Source organism: Rhodococcus sp. RDE2 (assembly GCF_020885655.1).
GTDB lineage: Bacteria > Actinomycetota > Actinomycetes > Mycobacteriales > Mycobacteriaceae > Rhodococcus > Rhodococcus pyridinivorans.
Genome location: NZ_AP025186.1, coordinates 4,694,133 through 4,715,087 on the forward strand (window position 1 = coordinate 4,694,133; position 20,955 = coordinate 4,715,087).

Genomic DNA, 20,955 nt, shown 5'->3' on the forward strand with positions numbered 1-20,955 from the left:
CCTTTCACATCCGCGACGAATCGAGTTTGACGGTCACGCATTTGACCTGACCGTAGTGATGCAGCGCCTCGACGCCCTTCTCCCGGCCGTAACCGCTGTTCTTCCAACCCCCGAACGGGGTCTGCACCGAGGCCGTGGACCAGGTGTTGACGAAGACCTGCCCGGCGCGTATCCGTCCGCTCACCGTCAAGGCTCGGGAGACGTCCCTCGTCCACACTCCGGCGACGAGTCCGTAGTCGGAGTCGTTCGCGATCTCCACGGCGCCGTCGGTGGTGTCGAACGGGATCACGACGAGGACCGGACCGAAAATCTCCTCCCGGGCGATCCGCATCGCGTTGTCCACCCCGGTATAGACGGTGGGATCGACGAAGAATCCCCCTGTCCGTTCTGCGATCGCAGAGACCCGCCCACCGGTTTCGACGCGCACACCTTCGGACTCGGCGATCTCGAAGTACCCCTGCACCTTCTCGAACTGGCTGCGAGTGATGATCGGTCCCATGTCGGTACCCACCCGGATCGCCTCGACCTTCTCGACGAGTCGGCGCACCAATTCGTCGTGCACCTCCCGCTGCACGAGCAGTCGTGTCCCGGCCGAACACACCTGCCCGGCGTTCGAGGTGAAGGCCTGGACAGCGCCGGCGACCGCGGCGTCGAGGTCGGCGTCGGCGAAGACGATGTTCGCCGACTTCCCACCGAGTTCGAGAGTGAGCGGCACGATCCGCTCGGCAGCAATACCGCCGATGACCCGGCCGGTGGGAACCGAACCGGTGAACGCCACCTTGGCGATCTCCGGACGGTGGACGAGTGCGGCACCGGCCTCCCCGCCGGTGCCGAGGACGACGCCGAACGTGCCGGGCGGGAATCCGACGTCGCTCGCGAGTTGCGCGAGACGCACGCTCGACGCCGAAGTGTACTCGGACGGTTTGAGAACCACCGTGTTTCCCGCAGCCAACGCCGGTGCGCAGGCGCGCGCCGACTGATTGAGCGGAAGGTGCCAGGGAGTGACCACACCGATGACGCCGAACGGCTCACGGACGGTGTAGACGTGCTGGTCCGGGGCGACGTCGAGAGTCTCCCCCGCGGGCATGCCCACGAGACCGCCGTAGAACTCGAAGTACGTGGCCGAGTTCTCCACTTCGGCGAGGGCGACCTTCGACGGTTTACCCGTCTCGCTCGTCTCGAGGGCCGCCAGGTTGTCTGCGTCCTCGCGCATCGCCCGGGCCAGGTCGACGAGCATCCGTCCGCGCGCGAGCGCGGGGATCCGCAACCATGCCGGTCCGGCGGCAACCGCCGCACGCACCGCTGCATCGACGTCCGCTGCGGTACCCCTCGCGACGTGCCGCACCGTACGACCGGTCGCGGGGTCGGTGGCATCGAGATAGTCGCCGCTGCTCGGTGCTACGGACTTGCCGTCGATCCAATGGTCGAGTCTGTCCATGATGTCGCCTTCCGCGAAGAGTCCGATGGTTCTCAGGACGAGTGAGCTGCAGCCGGTTCCACCGTCTCGGGTGTGTGGGGAGAACCCATCGGCGGCAACGCTTCCGGATCGAACATCTCACGTCGCTGGTGAAGGAAATCGTGCGGGTACCCCATCGAGACCGCAGACACCTCGTCGAGACGTGTGATCTGTGCGGGATCGAGCTGCAACGTGAGTGCTCCCAGGTTGTCGCGCAACTGGTCGGACGTGCGGGCGCCGACCGAGATCATCAGTCCGCGGTGCCGCACCCATGCCAGCGCAACCTGTGCGCTGGAGGTACCGAGTTCGTCGGCGATCTCCTTCGTGACGTCGAGGACGTTGCGCATCTTCCCGAGGAAGCGCGCCATGGCCTCGTCGGTGTGGTCGCGAGCGAGTGCGCCTCGCGCCAGGGGGCTCCACGCGCACACCGAGAGGCCGAGACCGTCGGCCATCGGCAGGAGTTCACGCTCCGGGGTGCGAGCGAGCAGCGAGTACTCGAGTTGCAGGGCGCAGAAGGACGTCCACCCCCGGAGCTCCGCGATGGCGTCCGAACGCGCGATCACCCATGCGGGCGTGTTCGAGACGCCGATGGACAGCACCTTGCCCGACCGCACCAGATCGTCGAGCGCGCGCAGCGTTTCCTCGGCGGGCGTGCACCGGTCCCACGCGTGGACCCACAGTACGTCGAGATGGTCGGTACCGAGCCGGCGCAGACTGGTCTCGACGCTGCGGCGCAGGCTCTTGCGGTTGCTGCCACCGGAGTTCACGTCACGAGGGTCGGTGGGCAGGGTGTATTTCGTGCTCACCACCACCTCGTCGCGCTCGGAGGCGATGAACCGGCCGAGGATCTCTTCGCTCGCCCCGTTGGTGTAATTGTTCGCGGTGTCGACGAAGTTGCCGCCCGCGGCGCGGTAGTCGTCGTACACACGGCGGGAGGTCTCCTCGTCGGCGCCGAAACCCCATCCGGTGCCGAAGGTCATCGCACCGAGACACAGTTCGCTCACCCGGATGCCCGACGATCCGAGCACGCGCTGGGCCATGGTGCCGTCATAAGGCTCAGGCATCGTCGTCCACCACCCAGTTGACGAAGCGGTGCAGCGGATACATGCCGTCGTGCGGGCCACCCATGCTGCCCTTCAACGCGCTGCCCAGACGAACGATGCGCTGCACGCCCGCGGTGGCGAGCCGGTCGCGGATCTCCGCCTTGCGGTGGAACGGGTAGACGCCGACGGTCTGGGTGGCCACGGTGGCGTAGGAGGCGGCCTCGTCCAGCGTCGAGATCGGGAGGACGTTGACGGTCTTGTTGGTCGGATGGAAGTCGACCATCTCCGGTGAACGCACCACCAGACCGCTGCCGTCGGGCTTGCCCCACACCTTGTAATCCGGTTCGAGGAAACGCATTCCCTCGACGGCGTCGCGGATCTCGGCGTCGGGCTTCGGTCCGATGGCCTCGGCGAAGTCCCGGTCCACGCCGAGTCGTTCGTGCAGTAGTGCGCAGAACCGGTCGATCTGCTCGTCGTCACCCTCGACGCAGATGTGCCGCGCTGCGAGGCACGCGTCCTGGTTGAAGATGGTCGCGTCGAGGGCGGCCAGTTCGGCGACCTCACGCAGGGTCTCGTCGGATTCGAAGGCCTCGCGGCCGACGACCGACATCGACACCTTGGGGTCGAAGGAGATCAACTGGAAACCCGGTCCGGCATAGCGGGCGGCGTTCTCGATCGCCGAGCCGCCACCCCATGCGACGAGCTTGTCGAAGTACTGGGAGCGGTAGAGGATGTTCTCGACCTTCTCGTCGCCGCCGCGCCAGTACACGGCGGACATCGACCGGAGCACCGGATGGCCGGGGGCGATGTCGGCCATGGTGCGCAGCACCGCGACGGTGGTGAACGGGTCGGCCGAGGGCATCTTGAACAGGTTGACGCCCTTGGTGAGTGCGGCATCGGCGATGGTGGTCATCGCCGCACTCGGCGAGTTCCCGGCCATCATGTGGACCAGGCGCGGCGGGAAGGCGCGGACCCGGCTCACGTTGCCGTTCGGATCCGTGCGCTCGGCCCAGCCGTCGAGCACGTCGAGGCCACCGAAGGTGCGCTCGAGCCGGTATTCGAGGGCCTGCCGGGTGAGGAACTGCCCCGGCCGGGCGAAGGTGTTCTCGATGATGCGGCGCGGCAGGGCGCTCACCTGGACGGTCATCTCGAGGGATTCCTGGAGGTATTCGTTCTTCTCCAGGGTCAGGTACTGCGCGGTCTCGACGAGGAAGTCGATGATCTCGGAGATCGGCACGTCGAATGCCGGCCCGACCTCCGAGCGCGGCGCGAACAGACCGTTGTACTCGAGTTTCGGGGTGACGAAGGGGACGCCGAAGTCGCGGGAGAGGTATTCGCTGTCCTCACCCCAGACGATCTCGCCGCGGACGAAGTGCGGGACCTTGATGCGGGTACGGGTCGGTGCGGTGGTGGTCATGGCTCACTCTCCCGAGAGTCCGCGGACGTAGGCGTCCATCGTTCCGGCACAGGTGATCTTGTCGTCGTCGCCGAGGTCGGAGTAGCGGACGATGTTCGGCAGCACGGTCTCGCCGGGCCGGCCGCACGGGCACGTTCCGAGGTCGACGGTGATCCGGTCGCCGGAGATCGTTCCGCCCCACCGGCCGTCGACGGTGGTGTCGACGAAGGCCGCGCGTCCTTCGACGATGGTGCCCTCCGGTTCGGCGAGGGCGCTTCCGTCCTTGGTGAGGACGAACAGCACGATCTCGTCCGGCACGTGGTAGCGGCCCTCCTCGGGGCACTTGAACATGCGGTTGTTGAGTTCCTGCATCGAGTAGTAGTGCAGGAAACGCTCCGGCACGATGTTGAGGAGCCGGTAGATCTGTTCCTGGTAGTCGGCGGGAAGGTTCGTGCCTTTCAGTCCGCCGCCGCTGGTGAGCGCGTTGCTGCCGGTGATGTCGCCGTCGCGGATGCCCTTCTCCCGCAGGATCTCGCAGAGCCGGAACAGTTGCGGGAACTGGGAACTGAAGAGGATGTCCTCGGACTTGTGCGCGATGATCTGGTCGGCGAAGTGGTGCAGTCGCCGATCCTGCTGGGCGGCGCGCTCGGCGGCTTCGACCTCGAAGCGTGCGATGTCGTCGGGGGCGGCGGTGCCGTCGGCCATCGCACGGCGCATGGCCGACAACTTGGCCATGTAACGGTGGAAGCCCTCGGCGGGCGCCCCCTCGAACAGCGGAAGGGCGTCCGGGCGGGAGAACTCGCGGATGATCAGGTCGCGGACACCGTTGTGCTGGGTCTGGCCGGTCTCGGGACCGACCGGGATGACGTGCCAGCGTTTCTCCGGCGGTAATCCGAGCGCGGTGAAGCAGTCGAGCAGATTCTGCTTGTTGACCTCGAGATCACGCTGGGACTTGTTGAGGAAGGAGCCCTTGCCGCTGGTCCCGCTCGAGCTCGACACCATGTGGCCGGCCTTCTCGAGGGCGGCGATCCAGTCGTCGACGTCGGCGACCCCCGAGACGTCGACGTCGTCGACCGGGCGGCTCGACAGGGAACCGAGCCAGCGGTTCATCTGCTCCCACCGGCCCTTGGCGATGAGCATGTCGGGATAGCTCTTGTAGGTGGTGTGGGGAAAGAGCAGAGGGATCATGTCCTCGCGTGAGCGGATCTCCTCGATGCCCTGGTCGGCGGCGCGCTGTGCGAGTACGGGGACCCGGTCGCGTCGTTGCTGGAAGTACGCGTTCAGCGTCGCGACGACGTCTTTCTGCAGGGTTGTTTCTGTCATCTGGTGTCCTCCGGCCCTCTGGATGCGGAACGTCGATAACTTGACTGGGAGGTATAGATAAAGAATTGCTGTAACCATACCGGTGGGGAAAGTTTTGCGTCCAGACCCGAAACGATTTGGCACACTTCCCTCATGACCCCGACCCGCAGCGAGCAGGACACACGACGCCGTGGTGGACGCCCCACCAGGGAGGAAGCGAGCCGGCTCGACGACGCGGTACGCGAGTCCGCCCTCCGGCTGTTCCTCGAGAACGGCTACGAAGGCACGACGATGAACGCCATCGCCGCGGCGGCCGGCACCACGAAACCGTCGCTCTACGCGCGTTTCCCGACCAAGGAGGACGTCTTCCGGTACGTCCTCGGCTGGGCCATGCAGCGCACCGACTGGCCCGTACCCGAACAGGAGATCCCCGACTACGACGATCTCGGGGACTCACTGACCGCCATCGCGGAGGCCGCCGTCCGGCGCGCCCTGGACCCGTCGATGATCAAGCTCCAGCAGGTCGCCATCGCCTACGCCTCGCGCTATCCGGACATCGCCCGGAAGGCCCTCGGCCCCGGTTACTGGCCGCGCAGGAAACAGGTCGCGGATCTGCTCCGCCGGCACGCCGCGACGGGAAGCATCGTCGCCGACGACCCCGACACGCTCGCCGAGTTGTTCCTGGCCATGGCGTCGGGTGGCCCAGCCCGTCTGGCCTCGTTCGGGATCGTGCGCGGGGCCGAGGACGTCGACGCCCACGTGCGGGCCGTCGTGGACCTGTTCCTGCGCGGCCTACGTCCGAACTGACGCGCGATCCGTCCCGGAGGCGAGCGAGGCGACCACCCCGCCGTCGACGAGCACGTCGGTGCCGTTGACGAAACTCGCCTCGTCGGACAACAGGAATGCGACGACGGCGGCGAGTTCCTCGGCACGGCCCGTGCGGCCGAGCGGCGTCGCCCGCACCATCTCGCCCATCGACTCGTTGTGGTCCGCCTCCTGCCGGCCCTGAGGAGTGTCGATGATGCCCGGCGACACAGAGCATGCGCGGGCACCGACCGCCCCGAGCCGCACGGCTTCGTCGCGTGCGAACTGCTGCACACCGTATTTCGCCCACGCATAGGCGACGCCGGGATGTTCGATCGACTCCCCCACGACCTCCCGGAGACGGTCGAGGAAGCCCTCGGCGAGCGGATCCGCGAGCACGGAGATCTCTTCCGGTGACGGCTGCATCCGTCCGATGTTCGGTGCCATCGAGGCGAAGTAGACCGACGCGGTGCCCGCGGTCGCGAGTGGACGAAGCGCCCGGGCGAGTCGTGCGGTCCCGACCAGGTCGACGGCGAAGATCCGTCGCCAGTCGGCCATGGTCGGCGAGATGCCCGCCGCGTGTGCGACCGATCGCAGGGACCCGAGTTCCGTCACGCGCGCAGCCAGTCGCTCGAGCCCGTCGACGTCGGTGACGTCGAGGACGAACGGTTCGACCCGTGTCCGATCACCGTTCAATTCGTCGGCGGTGGCACCGACGGTGTCGGCGTCCAGGTCGACGAGCAGCAAGGTGTCGACCGTGCCGATCATGCGTTGCGCGCACGCGTATCCCATTCCGCGACCGGCTCCGGTCGCGATCCCCACCGTGGTCATGACATGCAGTCCTCTCGGAGTATCAGGACGCCGCCCAGCACCGCGACAGTCCGGATTCGGCGGTGCGGGTGACGAGTTCGACGAGCACGCCCCGTCGGCTGCGGGCGAATGCGAAGAACATACCGCCGTCCGGCAGCGCGCGGGCGGCCTCGACGACGAATCCCTCCTTCTCGAGAAGACGGCAGTCCGACTCGACGTCGTCCGACCAGTACCCGAGGTGGTGGACGCCGGAGGTCGCGGCCCACAGGGGTGTGTCGGGCACGGCCGAGACGATCTCGATCCGCGGTTCGGTGACCGAATAGGAGCACTGCAGATCGACGCTCCGGTCGCCGTCCGGCAGCGTTACGTCGACGGCTCCGCCCACCTGCGGTCCCCACTGGTAGCCGAGTAGCGCCGAGAGTTCGTCCCGGGCGGCGCGCGGGTCGTCGGTGACGATCCCGAGGTGGAAGAGGTCTTCGGCCTTCATGTCTGCGCCTTTCGGATGTACGTGTTCCAATTGCTCTTCGGTCGTGTAAGAATAGGATTCTTGATATCAAGATAGATATTCTCACCGATGGAAGGGAGGCGCAATGGCCTGGGACTTCGAAACCGAGCCCGAGTACCAGAAGAAGCTGGACTGGGCCGATGCGTTCGTGCGCGAGGAGGTCGAGCCTCTCGACCTCGTTTGGGAACACGAACAGTTCGTCCCACTCGACGGACTCCGCCGCAAGGCCATCGACCCGCTCAAGGAGAAGGTTCGTGCGGAGGGCCTATGGGCCACCCATCTCGGCCCCGAACTCGGCGGCCAGGGATACGGACAGCTGAAGCTGGCACTGCTCAACGAGATCCTCGGGCGCTCGTCGTGGGCACCGATCGTGTTCGGTTGTCAGGCACCCGATACCGGCAACGCCGAGATCATCGCCCATTTCGGCACCCCCGAGCAGAAGGAACGCTACCTGCAGCCCTTGCTCGACGGCGAGGTGTTCTCCTCGTACTCGATGACCGAACCCCAGGGTGGTGCCGATCCCGCCCAGTTCCGTTGCCGTGCGGTCAAGGACGGCGACCACTGGGTCATCAACGGGTGGAAGTTCTTCTCCTCCAACGCGCGCACCGCCGAATTCCTCATCGTCATGGTCGTGACGGATCCCGACGTCCCCGTGTACAAGGGCACGTCGATGTTCCTCGTCCCCACCGACACACCGGGCGTGAACATCGTGCGCAACGTCGGCCTCTACGGCGAACCGATGAACGAGGGCACCCACGCCCTGATCCACTACGACAACGTGCGTGTGCCCGCCGACGCGCTCCTCGGCGAGGAGGGTCAGGCATTCGCCGCCGCGCAGGTGCGACTCGGGGGTGGTCGCATCCATCATGCGATGCGGACCATCGGCCTCGCCCAGAAGGCCCTGGACATGATGTGCGAGCGCGCCCTCAGCCGCGAGACGGCCGGCAGCCGCCTCTCCGACAAGCAGGCCGTGCAGGGTTACATCGCCGATTCCTACGCACAGCTCGCACAGTTCCGCCTGTTCGTGCTCAACACCGCGTGGAAGATCGACAAGTACAACGACTACAAGAAGGTCCGCAAGGACATCGCGACGGCGAAGATCATCATGCCCACCGTGCTCCACGACATCGCGTGGCGCGCCATGCAGGTGCACGGTGCGCTCGGCGTCACCAACGAGATGCCGTTCTTCAAGATGATCCACGGGGCCGCGGTGATGGGTCTGGCCGACGGGCCGACCGAGGTCCACAAGACCACCGTCGCCAAGCAGGTCCTCCGCGACTACAGCCCGGTTGACGACATGTGGCCCTCGGAGTGGATCCCGAAGAAGCAGGAAGAAGCCCGGAAGAAGTACGCCGACTACATCGAACTCGAAGTGGGGAACCTGTGATCGACACCGAGCGTCTCGCCGAATGGATGGACGAGCAAGGCCTGCCCGGCAAGGGCGCGCCGCTCGACGCGAAGTATCTCTCCGGCGGTACACAGAACGAGATCTACAAGCTCACGCGCGACGACTTCACGTCCGTCATCCGCATCCCTCCGGCCGGTGCGCCGGCCGACCGCGACAGCGGGATCATGCGCGAGTGGCGGATCATCCAGGGACTGGCCGGAACCGACGTCCCACACACGAAAGCCGTTGCCGCATGTGAGGACACGTCCGTCCTCGGCCGCTCCTTCTACCTCATGGGTCACGTCGACGGATGGTCGCCGATGGACCACCGCGGCACCTGGCCCGCGCCGTTCGACACCGACCTCGACGCTCGCGCCGGCCTGGCCTACCAGCTCGCCGAGGGCATCGCCCTGCTGTCGAAGGTGGACTGGAAGGCACAGGGCCTGCAGGATCTCGGACGTCCCGACGGCTTCCACGACCGGCAGGTGAGCCGGTGGATCCGCTTCTTCGAACGGATCAAGGCCCGCGAGATCGACGGCATGGACGTCGCCACCACATGGCTCGAGACCCACCGCCCGCTCGACTACATCCCGGGTCTGATGCACGGCGACTACCAGTTCGCCAACGTGATGTTCGAGCACGGTGCCCCTGCGAAGCTCGCGGCACTCGTCGACTGGGAGATGGGCACCGTCGGCGACCCGAAGCTCGATCTCGGCTGGATGCTCATGAACTGGCCCGAGGACACGAGTGCGAACGAGGACAGCGCGGTGAGCTACGTCGATCTGACCGGGATGCCGGGCCGCTCGCAGATGCTCGCGCACTATGCCGAGGTCTCCGGTCGCCAGGTCGACGACATCGACTACTACCTGATCCTCGCCAAGTGGAAGCTTGCGATCGTCCTCGAACAGGGCTTCCAGCGGGCCGGGGACGATCCCAAACTGCAGTCCTACGGACCGGTCATCACCAATCTCATGAAGTCGGCGGCCGACCTCGCCGAGTCGACGGACTACAAGGGCTGAGGGGATTTGCGATGACGACTGTCGTGGAAGGGCTGGTGGAGGAACGGCACGGACCGGTGCTCGTCCTCCGCATCGATCGGCCCGAAGCGCGCAATGCCCTCAACGGCGCCGTGATCCGAGGCATCGGTGCCGCAGCTCTCCGGGCCGAGACGGATCCGGAGATCCGGGCGATCGTGCTCACCGGCACGGGCGACCGGGCATTCTGTGCCGGCATGGACTTGCGTGCGTTCGCGGAAGGCGAGGACATCGGCACGGACTCCGACGAGGCCGCCGGATACGCGCGGCTGTCCAAAGGGGAACTCTCAGTTCCGGTCATCGGCGCCGCCAACGGCAGTGCCGTGGGCGGCGGACTCGAACTCCTTCTCGGCGCCGACATCATCGTGGCGTCCTCCGAGGCGAAGTTCGGCCTGCCCGAGGTGAAGCGGGGTCTCTTTCCCGCCGGGGGCGGCACCGCCATCGGCACCCGCATCCCCGTCGGGGCGGCACTCGAACTGACCTTGACAGGGGATCCGATCCCGGCGCAGCGCGGCTACGAACTCGGACTGATCAATGCCGTGGTGGCGCCCGATCAGGTCCTGGACACCGCACTCGACTACGCCCGGCGGATCGCGGCGAACGCGCCGCTCGGCCTGTCCGCGGTGAAAGAACTCGTCCGGCTCGCACAGGCCGATCCCGAGCGCGCCGGCGAGCGACTCTCCCATTGGCAGTCGATCGTCTTCACCAGCAACGACGCCAAGGAAGGTGCCACCGCGTTCATGGAGAAGCGGGCACCGGTCTGGCAGGGACAGTGATCGCCCCGACAGAGCCGACGAGCACCGTTCGTGCCGTTGTCTGCACCGAATACGGGGAGCCCGAATCCCTTCGTATGGAGTCGCGGCCGTCGCCTCCGCTCGCGACCGGTCACGTCCGGGTGCGCGTGGGGGCGGCTGCGGTGAACTTCCCCGACGTCCTCCTCGTGGCGAACAGGTACCAGATCAGCGTGCCGCCGCCCTTCGTCCCGGGCAGCGAGTACGCGGGCACCGTCGTCGAGGTCGCGGACGACGCGGACGGGATCTCGGTGGGCGATCGCGTCACCGGCACCGGGTTGGTCGGAGCGTTCGCCGACGAGGTTGTCGCTCCCACGAAGGCCCTGAAGAAGACCCCGGACGGGATCGACGACCGCACCGCCGCATCCTTCGGGGTGGCGCACCGGACGGCCTATCACACGCTCCGGTCGGTGGCGCGGCTGCAGCCGGGAGAACGGCTCGTCGTCCTCGGAGCCGGCGGGGGCGTCGGCCTGGCGACCGTGCAACTCGGTGTGGCGCTGGGGGCTTCGGTCACCGCCGTCGCCTCCTCGGCCGACAAACTCGCGGTCGCGTCGTCCTACGGTGCCGCGCACACGATCGATCACCGGACGAGCGACCTGCGTTCGGCTCTGAAGGACGCGCTGCCGGAGGGAGCCGACGTCGTCGTCGATCCGGTGGGTGGTGAACTCTCGGAGCCGGCACTCCGGTCGCTGGCCCGCGGTGGACGTTTCGTCACCATCGGCTATGCGTCCGGATCGATCCCCCGGATCCCTTTGAATCTCGTTCTGGTCAAGGGCATCCGGATCATGGGTTTCCAGTTCCAGGATCTCGACCCGGAGGAGTACCGGCGGAACGAGGCCGAACTCGTGGACCTGCTCGTCTCGGGCACGGCGGTTCCGCACATCGGCGCGGACTATCCGCTGGAGGACGCCGCGCGGGCGCTTCGTCACGTCGCCGACGGACGAGCGGTCGGGAAGGTCGTCATCGACATGTCCCGCTGATCGTCCTCGCGCGATGAACCGATCCTTGCGTGCTCTACACGCCGGGCGAACCCCGGTTCGGCGCGCAAGGATCGACCAGCGCAATAATTCTCTTCCGGCACGACGACTGTGGCCCGGCCTCCGAGCAAGGAGGCCGGGCCACAGTCGTCGTGGTACTCAGGCCATGGAGACGAGGTTTCCGCGCATACGGAGCGCGTCGGCACCTCCGGTGAGGAACGATTCGGTGGCAGCGATCGCGGTCGCCGGTGCCGCGGCAGCGGCGAGCGCATGCGACTTGAAGACCTGGGCCGCGCGGCTCAGACGGTGCTGCAGCGGCACGATGCGCGAGTCGAGTTCGGAGGGAACGTTCTCGCCCCACAACGCGATCGTGGTGGGGTTCTCCGACAGCGCCTCGAGGACACCGCTGCGGATCCGCTCGTCGGACGTGTAGAGATCGGCGGCGATGGCGACGGTGTCGGGCATCGGACCGTAGGTCGCGGAACTCAGGGCCGACTCGAGGTCGACCGCCTTGGTAGCACCGAGGATCTCGAACGGACGCAGATCGGAGCTCTGCGGAACGACGACCACCACTTCCCATCCTGCGGCAACCTGGTCGTACAGCCATCCGCCGGTATAACGAACGGCGTCCGCTACACGAGGAGCGACGAGCGCGACCCTTCTTCTCAGGATGTGGCGGCGGGCATGAGCTGTTGCTCGAGCGACTGTATGTAGCCCTCGAAGATTACGGTCAGTGGGAGCGAACGATCGAGCAGCCATGAGGTTTCCATTCCATTCAGGAAAGCGACGATCTCCACCGCTTTGACGGCTGGGTCCACATCCGTTCGGTATCGCCCGGCGTGTTGTCCACGCCGGATGCCGGCTTCGACCGCGTCGAGAGCTGCTTGATACCGCCCGAGTAGGCGATCGTGTAGAGGAGCATCCGGTTCCAGGTTCTCGATGAGAAGCACCGCATACATTCCGACCAGTTCGGGCGACTCCTCGAAACGCTTCGGGAGTTTCCTGAGCTGAGCGACGAGATCTCCCGTCCGATCCACACGAGCGTTGTCGTCGTTGTCGCGGGCGTCGAGCACCGCGTGCAACAACTGGTCCTTCGACTCGAAGTGATGCAACAACCCTGCCGGGGACAATCCTGCTTCCCGGGCGATCTGGGCGAGGCTCGTGTTCCGCCACCCATTCCGTGCCAGAAACCGCTGGGCAACGCTGAGAATCAGCTCCCTGCGATCCTCACCTCTGGCAAGGAGAGTGTCGTATGCACGCTGGGACAAAAGCCCTCACTTCGTTGAAGAAGAACAACCTACTGAACGCACATTAGGTCATTTTCCCGAGTGTGACAAGGGTCTCATCACATATACATTTCCTTCTGGATTACATCAGTTCGACGACGGTCGCATTGGCAGTGCCCCCGCCCTCGCACATCGTCTGAAGGCCGAAGCGAAGGCCCTGGTCACGCATGTGATGGATCATCCGGGTCATCAACACCGCACCCGAACCACCGAGCGGATGACCGAGCGCGATCGCCCCGCCGAGCGGATTCATCTTCTCAGGATCGGCGCCCGTCTCGGCCAGCCACGCCAGCGGCACCGACGCGAATGCCTCGTTCACCTCGAAGACCCCGATGTCTCCCAATGTGGCACCGGCCTTCGCCAGAGCCTTCTCCGTCGCGGGGATGGGTCCGGTCAGCATGAGTACGGGGTCGGCACCGGCGACCACACCCGCCCGGTACCGGACCAGCGGGGTGAGCCCGAGCTCACGGGCCTTCTCCGGCGTGGTGACCAACAGCGCCGCCGCGCCGTCGGAGATCTGCGACGAATTACCGGCGTGGATGACACCGTCCTCAGCGAAGGCCGGCTTCAGTCCGGCCAATTTCTCGACGGTCGATCCCCGCCGCACCCCTTCGTCCACCGACACCGGGCCGGCCTCGGTCGGCACCGGAACGATCTGCGCGTCGAACGCACCGCGGTCCAGCGCGGCGGCGGCCCGCTCGTGTGAGAGCACCGAGAACTCGTCGAGACGGGTACGGGAGAAGCCCCACTTCCGGGCGATCTTCTCGGCCGAGATGCCCTGGTTGAACGAGAACCCCTCGTAGCGGGCCAGCGCCTTCGGTCCGTACGGCTGCCCCGACGCGCGCGCCGAACCCAGCGGCACACGGCTCATCACCTCGACGCCACCGGCAACGACGACATCCTGCTGACCGGACATCACCGCCTGCGCGGCGAAGTCGAGCGCCTGCTGGCTCGATCCGCATGCACGGTTGATCGTGGTGCCCGGGATCGACTCGGGCCAGCCGGCCGCGAGAACCGAGTACCGGCCGATGTTGCTCGACTGGTCTCCCACCTGCGACACACAGCCCCACACGACGTCGTCGACGACCGCCGGATCGATCCCCGCGCGCTCGGCGAGCGCCTGCAGGACGTGCGCCGACAGATCCGCCGGATGCTCGCCCGCCAATCCCCCGTTGCGCTTGCCGACCGGGGTGCGGACGGCCTCGACGATGACTGCTTCACGCATGTACTTCTTCTCCACTCGTAGTCTGTGGTTCCGGAGTCTGTGGTTCCGGATTCAGTGCCCACCTGCCGGTGAAGTGGGCCTCGCGTTTCTCCGCGAAGGCCCGGAACGCCTCGGGGGCATCGACGGTTCCGAAGTTGACCGCTTGAGCACGCGCCTCACCGGCGAGGGCATCCCGCAGGCCGCGGTCGACGGCTTCGTTGAGCAATGCCTTGGTCTGTGCCAGGGCGACGGGTGGCCCGGCCGACAGCCGAGCACAGAGATCACCGACGAACGCGTCGATATCCTCTTCGGATTCCACCCAGGTCACCAGACCGAGTCGGTGCGCCTCGTCGGCGTCGATGGCCTCGGCCAGCAACGCCAGTCGTTTCGCCTGCTGCAGACCGATGAGCCTCGGCAGCAACCACGTACCGCCGAGATCGGGTGACAGTCCCCTTTTCGCGAAGATCTGCGAGAAGGTCGAGCGAGGTGTCGCGACCACCAGGTCGCATCCCAGCGCCAGGTTCCAGCCGGCGCCGTAGGCCACGCCGTCGACCTTCGCGACGGTGGGGACGGGCAGTTCGTGGAGCAGCAACGCGACATCCGTGAGCTTCCGCAGCTTGCGCAACGGGTGCGCGACACCGGGGTTCGCGATATCGGCGCCCGAGCAGAACGCACCGGCCGCGCCGGTGACGACGAGGACTCGCACGCCCGGGTCGTCGGCGGTGTCGACGAGCACGTCGTGCAGCGCCTGCCACAGCGGACCGTCGATCGCGTTCTTGCGATGCGGCCGGTTCAACGTGAGGGTCCGGACCCCGTCGCGGTCGTCGACGAGGAGGGTGTCGGCGCTCATCCGGTCGCCTCCGTACCGGGTGCGCGGTATGCAGGGCCGATCGCGCCGGATTCACGCAGCCGCGCGATCTCGTCGCGGGTGATCCCGAAGTCCTGCAGCACCGCGTCGGTGTGCTCGCCGAGCCCCGGTACCGCACCCATGGGCAGTTCGAACCCCGCGACGACCGGCGGGGGAAGCAGTGCCTCGATCGGTCCGTTGGGAGTTGCGACTTCCCGCCAGCGGTCGCGAGCCTGCAGTTGCGGATGTGCGATCACGTCGCTGGGCAGGTTGTACCGCGAATTGCCGATACCGGCCTCGTCGGCGATCTTCTGGATGTGGGTGAGGGTATGGCGGGCGCACCACTGCGCGATCGCCTCGTCGAGCACGGCGCGGTGTTCGCAGCGACCGGCGTTGGAGCGGAAGCGCTCGTCGTCGGCGAGGTCGTCGCGTTCGATGATCTCCCGTGCGAGTCGCTGCCATTCCCGGTCGTTGGTGGTGCCGAGCACAACCACCTGCTCGTCCGCGGTGCGGTACGACCCGTAGGGCGAGACGGCTGGCGACGACATGCCCAGCGGTTGTTGGTTCACCCCGGAATAGCGTGTGTAGGTCAGCGGATATCCCATGAGCTCGGTCATCGTGTCGAACAGACTCACGGACACCTTCGACAGGCTTCCGCCACGGCCCCGGTGCCGCTCCTTGCCGCACAGCAGGGCGAGGATCGACACGGCCGAGTACAGGCCGGTGGTGATGTCCGCGACGGGCGGCCCGGGTTTCGCCGGCATGTCGGGATGGCCGGTGACCGCACAGGCCCCCGATTCCGCCTGGATCAGAAGGTCGTAGGCGCGTTTGTGCGAGAGCGGACCGCCGGGACCGTAGCCGTCGATCTCGACCGAGATCAGTTCGGGATAGCGTTCCTCGAGGCGGTCGGGCGACAGTCCGAGTCGCGCGGTCGCGCCCGGCGCCAGATTCGACACCAGGACGTCGGAGCGAGCGAGGATCCGGTGCAACACCGCGATCCCGTCGTCCGACTTCAGGTCGAGTGTCACCGATTCCTTGCCGCGGTTGGCCCACACGAAATGCGCTGCCATGCCACCGACGACGTCGTCGTAGTCGCGCGCGAAGTCACCACCGCGGGGGTTCTCGATCTTGATGACCCGCGCACCGAAATCGGCGAGCGTCCGCGTGCACATCGGTGCCGACACGGCCTGCTCGAGGGTGACGACGGTGACGCCCGCGAGCGGGCCGTCCGAGCCCACAGAACCTGTTGTCACCGTCTCGGTCATCACATCACCATGCCGCCGTCGACCGGCAGGATCTGCCCGGTGACGAACGATGCCGCGTCGGTGGCGAGGAAGACGAACGCTCCGGCGACCTCCTCCGGGGATGCCCAGCGGCGCAGCGGAATACGATTGAGCATGTTCGCGGCGAACTTCTCGTCGGTGCGGATCGTCTCCGTCATGGGAGTCGCCGCGAGCGGGGCCAGCGCGTTGACGAGGATGTTCTTGCGGGCCAGCTCGCGGGCGAGCGACTTGGTGATGCCGATAATCCCCGCCTTGGCCGCAGAGTAGTTCACCTGCCCGAGTGTGCCGGTGATGCCCGCCGAGGAGGTCACGTTGATGATGCGTCCCTTGCCGTCGGTGGCGAGGAAGGGCAGTGCCGCCTGCGAGCAGTTGAAGGCGCCGAGCACGTGGATGTCGTGGATGCGCTGGAACGAGTCGACGGTGGTGTCGGAGAACATCGCCGGATCGGTGACACCGGCGTTGTTGACGAGGATGTGGAGCACACCCTCGGTCAGGCCGGCGGCACGCGCCATCGCGGCGTCGGCCGCATCCCGGTCGCGGACGTCGAGCGCGGCGCTGTCAGCCTTACCGCCGTTCACCGAGATCCGTTCGGCGACGGCGGCTGCGGCGTCGCCGTTCACATCGGTGACGAGCACGGCCGCACCGGCGGCCGCGAGGGCTTCGGCGACGGCCGAGCCGATACCGCCGGCCGCGCCGGTCACCACGGCCGATCGCCCGGTGAGATCGAAGAGAGAGTTGTTCACGGCCATCAGTAGCTCCTCGGCAGTCCCAGAGTGTGTGAGCTCAGGAAATTCAGGATCATCTCCTGGCTGATCGGTGCAATGCGCATGACGCGCGCTTCGCGGAAGTACCGCGAGACGTTGTACTCCTCCGAGTAGCCCATGCCGCCGTGCGTCTGCAGCGCACGGTCGGCAGCGGTGAATCCCGCGTCGGCACAGAGGTATTTGGCGGTGTTGGCTTCCCGTCCGCACGGCTTGCCGTTGTCGTAGAGCCAGGTCGCCTTGCGCAGGACGAGTTCGGCGGCATCGAGATGGGCGAGCGAATCGGCGAGGGGGAACTGGATTCCCTGGTTCATGCCGATCGGGCGGCCGAAGACCTCGCGTTCGTTGCCGTACTTGACCGCCTTGTCGAGCGCCACGCGGCCGATGCCGAGGGCCTCGGCGGCGATGAGCATGCGTTCGGGGTTGAGGCCGTCGAGCAGGTACTCGAAACCCTTCCCCTCCTCACCCACGCGGTCCTCCACCGGCACCCGCAGGTCGTCGATGAACAGCTCGTTCGACGTGACGGCGTTGCGCCCCATCTTGCGGATGGGCCGGATGTCGACGCGGCTGCGGTCGAGATCGGTGAGGAACAACGTCATGCCGTCGGTCTTCTTCTGCACCTCGTCGTACCGCTGGGTGCGGGTCAGCAGCAGGATCTTCTCGGATTCCTGCGCCTTCGAGATCCACACCTTGCGGCCGTTGACGACGTAGTGGTCGCCGTCCCGCCGGGCGAAGGTGGTGATCCGCGAGGTGTCGAGGCCTGCTCCGGGCTCGGTGACACCGAAGCAGACGTGCAGGTCGCCGCTGACGATGCGGGGCAGCGTGCGGGCCTTGAGCTCGTCGGAACCGTGCTTGACGACCGGCTGCATGCCAAAGATGTTGAGGTGGATCGAGCTCGCGGCGTTCATGCCGCCGCCCGAACGCGCGACCTCCTCGAGCAACAGGGTGGCCTCGGTGATGCCGTATCCGTGCCCGCCGTACTCCTCGGGCATGGTGATACCGAGCCAGCCACCGTCGGCCATGGCCTTGTAGAACTCTGCCGGGAACTCGTGGGCGAGGTCCTTCTCCATCCAGTACTGGTCGTCGAACCTCTTCGTCAGTTCGGCTACCGACTTGCGGATGAGCTCCTGATCCTCGCTGAGTTCGAAACTCATTCCGCTCATCGTCGGCACCTCCGGCCCTGCGGGCGGGGCTGCACGTCGTCGAGGTTCATGGTGGTCCCTTTCGTGTCGGTCAGTCGGAGGCGGGAAGCGGCTTCGCGGCCTTGAGAGTCATGGGGATACCGCCGTAGCCGAGTTCCCCGGGCCCCGAGGAGGTGCACAGCACCTCGACCGTGTCGTCCGCATCGACGTAGCGCTTGCCGAGAACGGTGACGGCGTCGCCGGCCGACGGTTCGGGCCGGCCCGGAGGAGCCGGAATCATCGGGGCGCCACCGCATGTGAGTTCCTGTGCGTTCTCCGCAGGGGCGCGGACGACGACGACCCTCGTGGAACCTTCGGCGGCGGCGAGCTGCACTCCTGGACGAAGTGGTGCGGGTGTGGTCACGACGTACCTCTCTTTCGATCGCTCGACGGGCGAGCGCGACCCCGGGCGGCTCGTGCGATGAAAACTATCCTCTCTTTTGAGGAGAATCAACCTTCGCCACGCGCCGCCCCCAAGGGGAAGAGACACGTAGATCTCACGCCTCCAACCGAGGCGTAGAGCGACAACCACTCCGCGCGCGAGCTTCCCACCAGCGGAAACGGGACATTTCTCGTGGAACGTTGACTATCCCGCGCGGACGTGGAAATCTATCGATCAGAAATGAGAATGTAATTCTCTCGAACAGGGAGGAGGTTGATGTGGCACTGCTATCCCCGCTGCCGGCGGAACTCTGGGACGAGGACGTCGACGCAGCACTGAAAGGTCTTATGCCCCGGCACATGAGGAATCCGGAGCAGGCCGGCACCGCGATGGCGACGCTCGTCCACCATCCGGAGTTGACCAAGGCCTTTCTCGGCTTCAGCGTGCATCTTCTGTTCCGATCCACACTCCCGGCCAGGCTGCGTGAACTCGTGATCCTGCGTGTCGCCGCACTGCACGACTGCTCGTACGAGCGGGAGCACCACATCGAGATCGCGCGCACCGAGGCCGGCCTCACGCCGGACGAGATCGCCGCGGCCCTCGACGGGTCGGCCGAGGATCCGTTCGAACAGCGCCTGCTCGACTCCGTTCGGGAGTTGACCGAGACCTCGCGTCTGTCCGAGGAGACCTGGACAGCGCTCTCGGAGCATCTCACCACCAAACAACTGATGGACCTCATCTTCACCGTGGGTGGCTACAGCCTGATGGCCATGGCCTACAACACCTTCGGTATCGAGTTCGAAGACGAAAGGTAGAACCTTGCCCCACTTCACCAAGCCGGCCGAGGGAAGCTGGACCGAGCATTATCCCGAACTCGGCACCGCACCCGTCGACTACACCGACTCCATCGATCCCGCCTTCTTCGAGGCGGAGCGCGAGGCGATCTTCAAGCGCACCTGGCTCTACATGGGTCGCGTCGAGCAACTGCCCCGCGTCGGCAGCTACTTCACCAAGGAGATCCCGTCGGCCGGGCCCGGCACCTCGCTGGTCATCGTCAAGGGCAACGACGGCGTCATCCGCGCGTTCCACAACGTGTGCCGCCACCGCGGAAACAAGTTGGTGTGGAACGACTTCCCCAACGAGGAGACCGCCGGTAGCTGCAAGCAGTTCACCTGCAAGTACCACGCCTGGCGCTACAGCCTCGAGGGCGATCTGACCTTCGTGCAGCAGGAGGGCGAGTTCTTCGATCTCGACAAGAAGGACTTCGGACTCAAGGCGGTGCGCTGCGAGACGTGGGAAGGGTTCATCTACATCAACCTCGACGACGACGCGGCTCCGCTCGTCGACTACCTCGGCGACTTCGCCAAGGGCCTCGAAGGCTACCCCTTCGACAAGATGACCGAGGTCTACAGCTACCGCTCGGAGATCAACGCGAACTGGAAGCTGTTCATCGACGCCTTCGCCGAGTTCTACCACGCACCGATCCTGCACATGAAGCAGGCCGTCAAGGACGAGGCCGAGAAGCTCGCCGGCTACGGCTACGAGGCGCTGCACTACGACATCAAGTCGCCGCACTCGATGATCTCCTCGTGGGGCGGCATGGCCCCGCCCAAGGACCTCAACATGGTCAAGCCCATCGAGCGCGTCCTGCGCTCGGGTCTGTTCGGCCCGTGGGACGTCCCGGACATCGAGGGCCTGGCCGATGATCAGCTGCCGCCCGCGGTCAACCCCACCAAGTTCCACAGCTGGGGCCAGGACAGCTTCGAGTTCTTCCCGAACATGACGCTGCTCATCTGGAAGCCGGGCTGGTACCTCACCTACACCTACTGGCCCACCGCCGTCGACAAGCACATCTTCGAGACGAGCCTGTACTTCGTCCCGCCGAAGAACGCTCGCGATCGCCTCGCGCAGGAACTCGCCGCGGTGACCTTCAAGGAGTACGCGCTCCAGGACGCGAACACCCTCGAAGCGACCCAGACCATGATCGGCACCCGCGCAGTGACCGATTTCCCGCTCAACGACCAGGAAATCCTCCTGCGCCACCTCCACAAGACCGTCGCCGATTACGTCAAGGAGTACCAGAAGTGACGACTCTGCCCACCGAATTCGCCGACCTCGAACCGTACGCCGACTGGGCTCTGGCCACCGAGCCCGAGCGCTACGCCAAGCGACTGGCATCGAGCATGCCCGAGATGCAGCAGTTCTACGACGCCGCCTTCGGCCGGCTCGAGGACGCCATCACCTACCTCGACAAGTTCGATCTTGACGACCTCGACGACGATGCCCGCGCGCTCATGCACCTGATGCAGTCGCTCGTGATGGTCTCGTTCCCCATCGAGGTCTGGAAGCAGCCCCGCGTGCCGGACAGCGGCGCCGCCTGGGTCACCATCACCAAGGAACCGGTGGTGTGATGCCACCCGTCGGGACACTCCGGCGATGAGCACACCTCGCGCCCGTACCCGAACCCTCCGGGGTTCGAGTACGGGCGCGTTGTCGTTTCTTCGGT

Annotated in this window: 22 protein-coding genes; 8 read left to right on the plus strand and 14 right to left on the minus strand. The window is 66.4% G+C overall.

Translation table 11 applies throughout. The annotated features are described in order from the left end of the window. Positions 1-4: 4 nt before the first annotated feature. Genes LPH33_RS21835 through LPH33_RS21850 form a run of 4 tightly spaced genes read right to left on the minus strand, consistent with a single transcriptional unit; the run spans position 5 to position 5,218 of the window. A complete protein-coding gene (locus LPH33_RS21835; RefSeq protein ID WP_229566033.1) occupies positions 5-1,438 on the minus strand; it encodes an aldehyde dehydrogenase family protein in 1,434 nt (477 codons plus the stop codon). Between the two features lie 32 nt (positions 1,439-1,470). Then, positions 1,471-2,520 carry an aldo/keto reductase gene (locus tag LPH33_RS21840; protein WP_229566035.1) on the minus strand — a complete coding sequence of 350 codons (1,050 nt, stop codon included), beginning with the start codon at positions 2,518-2,520 and terminating at the stop codon, positions 1,471-1,473. Then, complete coding sequence (locus LPH33_RS21845; protein WP_229566037.1) at positions 2,513-3,916, minus strand: acyl-CoA reductase; 1,404 nt, start codon at positions 3,914-3,916, stop codon at positions 2,513-2,515. Before LPH33_RS21845 ends, LPH33_RS21840 begins: the two co-directional genes overlap by 8 nt. A gap of 3 nt (positions 3,917-3,919) precedes the next feature. After that, positions 3,920-5,218, minus strand: a complete 1,299-nt coding sequence (locus LPH33_RS21850; RefSeq protein WP_229566038.1) for a hypothetical protein — start codon at positions 5,216-5,218, stop codon at positions 3,920-3,922. 132 nt (positions 5,219-5,350) lie between these two features. On the opposite strand from LPH33_RS21850, the gene LPH33_RS21855 reads away from it, so the two are divergent. Further along, a complete protein-coding gene (locus LPH33_RS21855; protein ID WP_229566040.1) occupies positions 5,351-6,004 on the plus strand; it encodes a TetR/AcrR family transcriptional regulator in 654 nt (217 codons plus the stop codon). Here the strand turns inward: LPH33_RS21855 and LPH33_RS21860 are convergent. Then, positions 5,990-6,832: an SDR family oxidoreductase gene (locus LPH33_RS21860; protein WP_229566042.1), complete on the minus strand. Its 843-nt coding sequence runs from the start codon at positions 6,830-6,832 to the stop codon at positions 5,990-5,992. The two genes, LPH33_RS21855 and LPH33_RS21860, sit on opposite strands and share 15 nt — an antisense overlap. A gap of 22 nt (positions 6,833-6,854) precedes the next feature. Beyond that, positions 6,855-7,298 (minus strand): VOC family protein, encoded by a 444-nt coding sequence (locus tag LPH33_RS21865; RefSeq protein WP_060650224.1) that lies wholly within the window; start codon positions 7,296-7,298, stop codon positions 6,855-6,857. A 103-nt stretch (positions 7,299-7,401) separates the two neighbouring features. Between LPH33_RS21865 and LPH33_RS21870 the strand changes: the two genes are divergently transcribed. From LPH33_RS21870 to LPH33_RS21885, 4 genes are all read left to right on the plus strand, one after another. After that, positions 7,402-8,703: an acyl-CoA dehydrogenase family protein gene (locus LPH33_RS21870; protein WP_229566045.1), complete on the plus strand. Its 1,302-nt coding sequence runs from the start codon at positions 7,402-7,404 to the stop codon at positions 8,701-8,703. Positions 8,704-8,729: 26 nt separating this feature from the next. Next, a complete protein-coding gene (locus LPH33_RS21875) occupies positions 8,730-9,722 on the plus strand; it encodes a phosphotransferase family protein (RefSeq protein ID WP_229568448.1) in 993 nt (330 codons plus the stop codon). An 11-nt stretch (positions 9,723-9,733) separates the two neighbouring features. Then, a complete protein-coding gene (locus LPH33_RS21880; protein ID WP_229566047.1) occupies positions 9,734-10,513 on the plus strand; it encodes an enoyl-CoA hydratase-related protein in 780 nt (259 codons plus the stop codon). A 74-nt stretch (positions 10,514-10,587) separates the two neighbouring features. Next, positions 10,588-11,508, plus strand: coding sequence for an NADPH:quinone oxidoreductase family protein (locus tag LPH33_RS21885; RefSeq protein ID WP_229566049.1), 921 nt, complete (start codon positions 10,588-10,590; stop codon positions 11,506-11,508). Positions 11,509-11,664: 156 nt separating this feature from the next. On the opposite strand, the gene LPH33_RS21890 is transcribed toward LPH33_RS21885, so the two are convergent. From LPH33_RS21890 to LPH33_RS21925, 8 genes are all read right to left on the minus strand, one after another. Continuing rightward, entirely contained in the window at positions 11,665-12,078 is a 414-nt protein-coding gene (locus LPH33_RS21890) for a hypothetical protein (protein ID WP_324256222.1), read from the minus strand. A 92-nt stretch (positions 12,079-12,170) separates the two neighbouring features. Beyond that, complete coding sequence (locus LPH33_RS21895) at positions 12,171-12,773, minus strand: TetR/AcrR family transcriptional regulator (protein WP_229566051.1); 603 nt, start codon at positions 12,771-12,773, stop codon at positions 12,171-12,173. 100 nt (positions 12,774-12,873) lie between these two features. Further along, positions 12,874-14,016: a thiolase family protein gene (locus LPH33_RS21900; RefSeq protein ID WP_229566053.1), complete on the minus strand. Its 1,143-nt coding sequence runs from the start codon at positions 14,014-14,016 to the stop codon at positions 12,874-12,876. After that, on the minus strand, positions 14,009-14,845 hold the full coding sequence (locus LPH33_RS21905) for an enoyl-CoA hydratase/isomerase family protein (protein ID WP_229566056.1): 837 nt from the start codon (positions 14,843-14,845) through the stop codon (positions 14,009-14,011). The genes LPH33_RS21900 and LPH33_RS21905 overlap by 8 nt, the downstream gene beginning before the upstream one ends. Continuing rightward, on the minus strand, positions 14,842-16,107 hold the full coding sequence (locus LPH33_RS21910; RefSeq protein WP_229566057.1) for a CaiB/BaiF CoA transferase family protein: 1,266 nt from the start codon (positions 16,105-16,107) through the stop codon (positions 14,842-14,844). The genes LPH33_RS21905 and LPH33_RS21910 overlap by 4 nt, the downstream gene beginning before the upstream one ends. Continuing rightward, positions 16,107-16,874 carry an SDR family NAD(P)-dependent oxidoreductase gene (locus LPH33_RS21915; protein WP_229566060.1) on the minus strand — a complete coding sequence of 256 codons (768 nt, stop codon included), beginning with the start codon at positions 16,872-16,874 and terminating at the stop codon, positions 16,107-16,109. Before LPH33_RS21915 ends, LPH33_RS21910 begins: the two co-directional genes overlap by 1 nt. After that, positions 16,874-18,040 carry an acyl-CoA dehydrogenase family protein gene (locus LPH33_RS21920; RefSeq protein WP_060650802.1) on the minus strand — a complete coding sequence of 389 codons (1,167 nt, stop codon included), beginning with the start codon at positions 18,038-18,040 and terminating at the stop codon, positions 16,874-16,876. Before LPH33_RS21920 ends, LPH33_RS21915 begins: the two co-directional genes overlap by 1 nt. 79 nt (positions 18,041-18,119) lie before the next feature. Continuing rightward, a complete protein-coding gene (locus LPH33_RS21925) occupies positions 18,120-18,431 on the minus strand; it encodes a hypothetical protein (protein WP_059384038.1) in 312 nt (103 codons plus the stop codon). Between the two features lie 296 nt (positions 18,432-18,727). Between LPH33_RS21925 and LPH33_RS21930 the strand changes: the two genes are divergently transcribed. The 3 genes from LPH33_RS21930 to LPH33_RS21940 are packed head-to-tail and all read left to right on the plus strand — an operon-like array spanning position 18,728 to position 20,860. Next, positions 18,728-19,264, plus strand: coding sequence for a carboxymuconolactone decarboxylase family protein (locus tag LPH33_RS21930; RefSeq protein ID WP_060650215.1), 537 nt, complete (start codon positions 18,728-18,730; stop codon positions 19,262-19,264). A gap of 4 nt (positions 19,265-19,268) precedes the next feature. Next, entirely contained in the window at positions 19,269-20,537 is a 1,269-nt protein-coding gene (locus tag LPH33_RS21935; protein ID WP_229566061.1) for an aromatic ring-hydroxylating oxygenase subunit alpha, read from the plus strand. After that, on the plus strand, positions 20,534-20,860 hold the full coding sequence (locus LPH33_RS21940) for a hypothetical protein (protein ID WP_229566063.1): 327 nt from the start codon (positions 20,534-20,536) through the stop codon (positions 20,858-20,860). Before LPH33_RS21935 ends, LPH33_RS21940 begins: the two co-directional genes overlap by 4 nt. The last annotated feature ends 95 nt before the right edge of the window (positions 20,861-20,955 follow it).

Bases quoted from the DNA above. Each gene is read 5' to 3' on its own strand.
- LPH33_RS21855 (WP_229566040.1), top strand. From the start codon at position 5,351: ATGACCCCGACCCGCAGCGAGCAGGACACACGACGCCGTGGTGGACGC.
- LPH33_RS21850 (WP_229566038.1), bottom strand. From the start codon at position 5,218: ATGACAGAAACAACCCTGCAGAAAGACGTCGTCGCGACGCTGAACGCG.
- LPH33_RS21900 (WP_229566053.1), bottom strand. From the start codon at position 14,016: ATGCGTGAAGCAGTCATCGTCGAGGCCGTCCGCACCCCGGTCGGCAAG.
- LPH33_RS21915 (WP_229566060.1), bottom strand. From the start codon at position 16,874: ATGGCCGTGAACAACTCTCTCTTCGATCTCACCGGGCGATCGGCCGTG.
- LPH33_RS21875 (WP_229568448.1), top strand. From the start codon at position 8,730: ATGGACGAGCAAGGCCTGCCCGGCAAGGGCGCGCCGCTCGACGCGAAG.
- LPH33_RS21910 (WP_229566057.1), bottom strand. From the start codon at position 16,107: ATGACCGAGACGGTGACAACAGGTTCTGTGGGCTCGGACGGCCCGCTC.
- LPH33_RS21885 (WP_229566049.1), top strand. From the start codon at position 10,588: ATGGAGTCGCGGCCGTCGCCTCCGCTCGCGACCGGTCACGTCCGGGTG.
- LPH33_RS21905 (WP_229566056.1), bottom strand. From the start codon at position 14,845: ATGAGCGCCGACACCCTCCTCGTCGACGACCGCGACGGGGTCCGGACC.
- LPH33_RS21860 (WP_229566042.1), bottom strand. From the start codon at position 6,832: ATGACCACGGTGGGGATCGCGACCGGAGCCGGTCGCGGAATGGGATAC.
- LPH33_RS21845 (WP_229566037.1), bottom strand. From the start codon at position 3,916: ATGACCACCACCGCACCGACCCGTACCCGCATCAAGGTCCCGCACTTC.
- LPH33_RS21840 (WP_229566035.1), bottom strand. From the start codon at position 2,520: ATGCCTGAGCCTTATGACGGCACCATGGCCCAGCGCGTGCTCGGATCG.
- LPH33_RS21865 (WP_060650224.1), bottom strand. From the start codon at position 7,298: ATGAAGGCCGAAGACCTCTTCCACCTCGGGATCGTCACCGACGACCCG.
- LPH33_RS21880 (WP_229566047.1), top strand. From the start codon at position 9,734: ATGACGACTGTCGTGGAAGGGCTGGTGGAGGAACGGCACGGACCGGTG.
- LPH33_RS21835 (WP_229566033.1), bottom strand. From the start codon at position 1,438: ATGGACAGACTCGACCATTGGATCGACGGCAAGTCCGTAGCACCGAGC.
- LPH33_RS21870 (WP_229566045.1), top strand. From the start codon at position 7,402: ATGGCCTGGGACTTCGAAACCGAGCCCGAGTACCAGAAGAAGCTGGAC.
- LPH33_RS21920 (WP_060650802.1), bottom strand. From the start codon at position 18,040: ATGAGTTTCGAACTCAGCGAGGATCAGGAGCTCATCCGCAAGTCGGTA.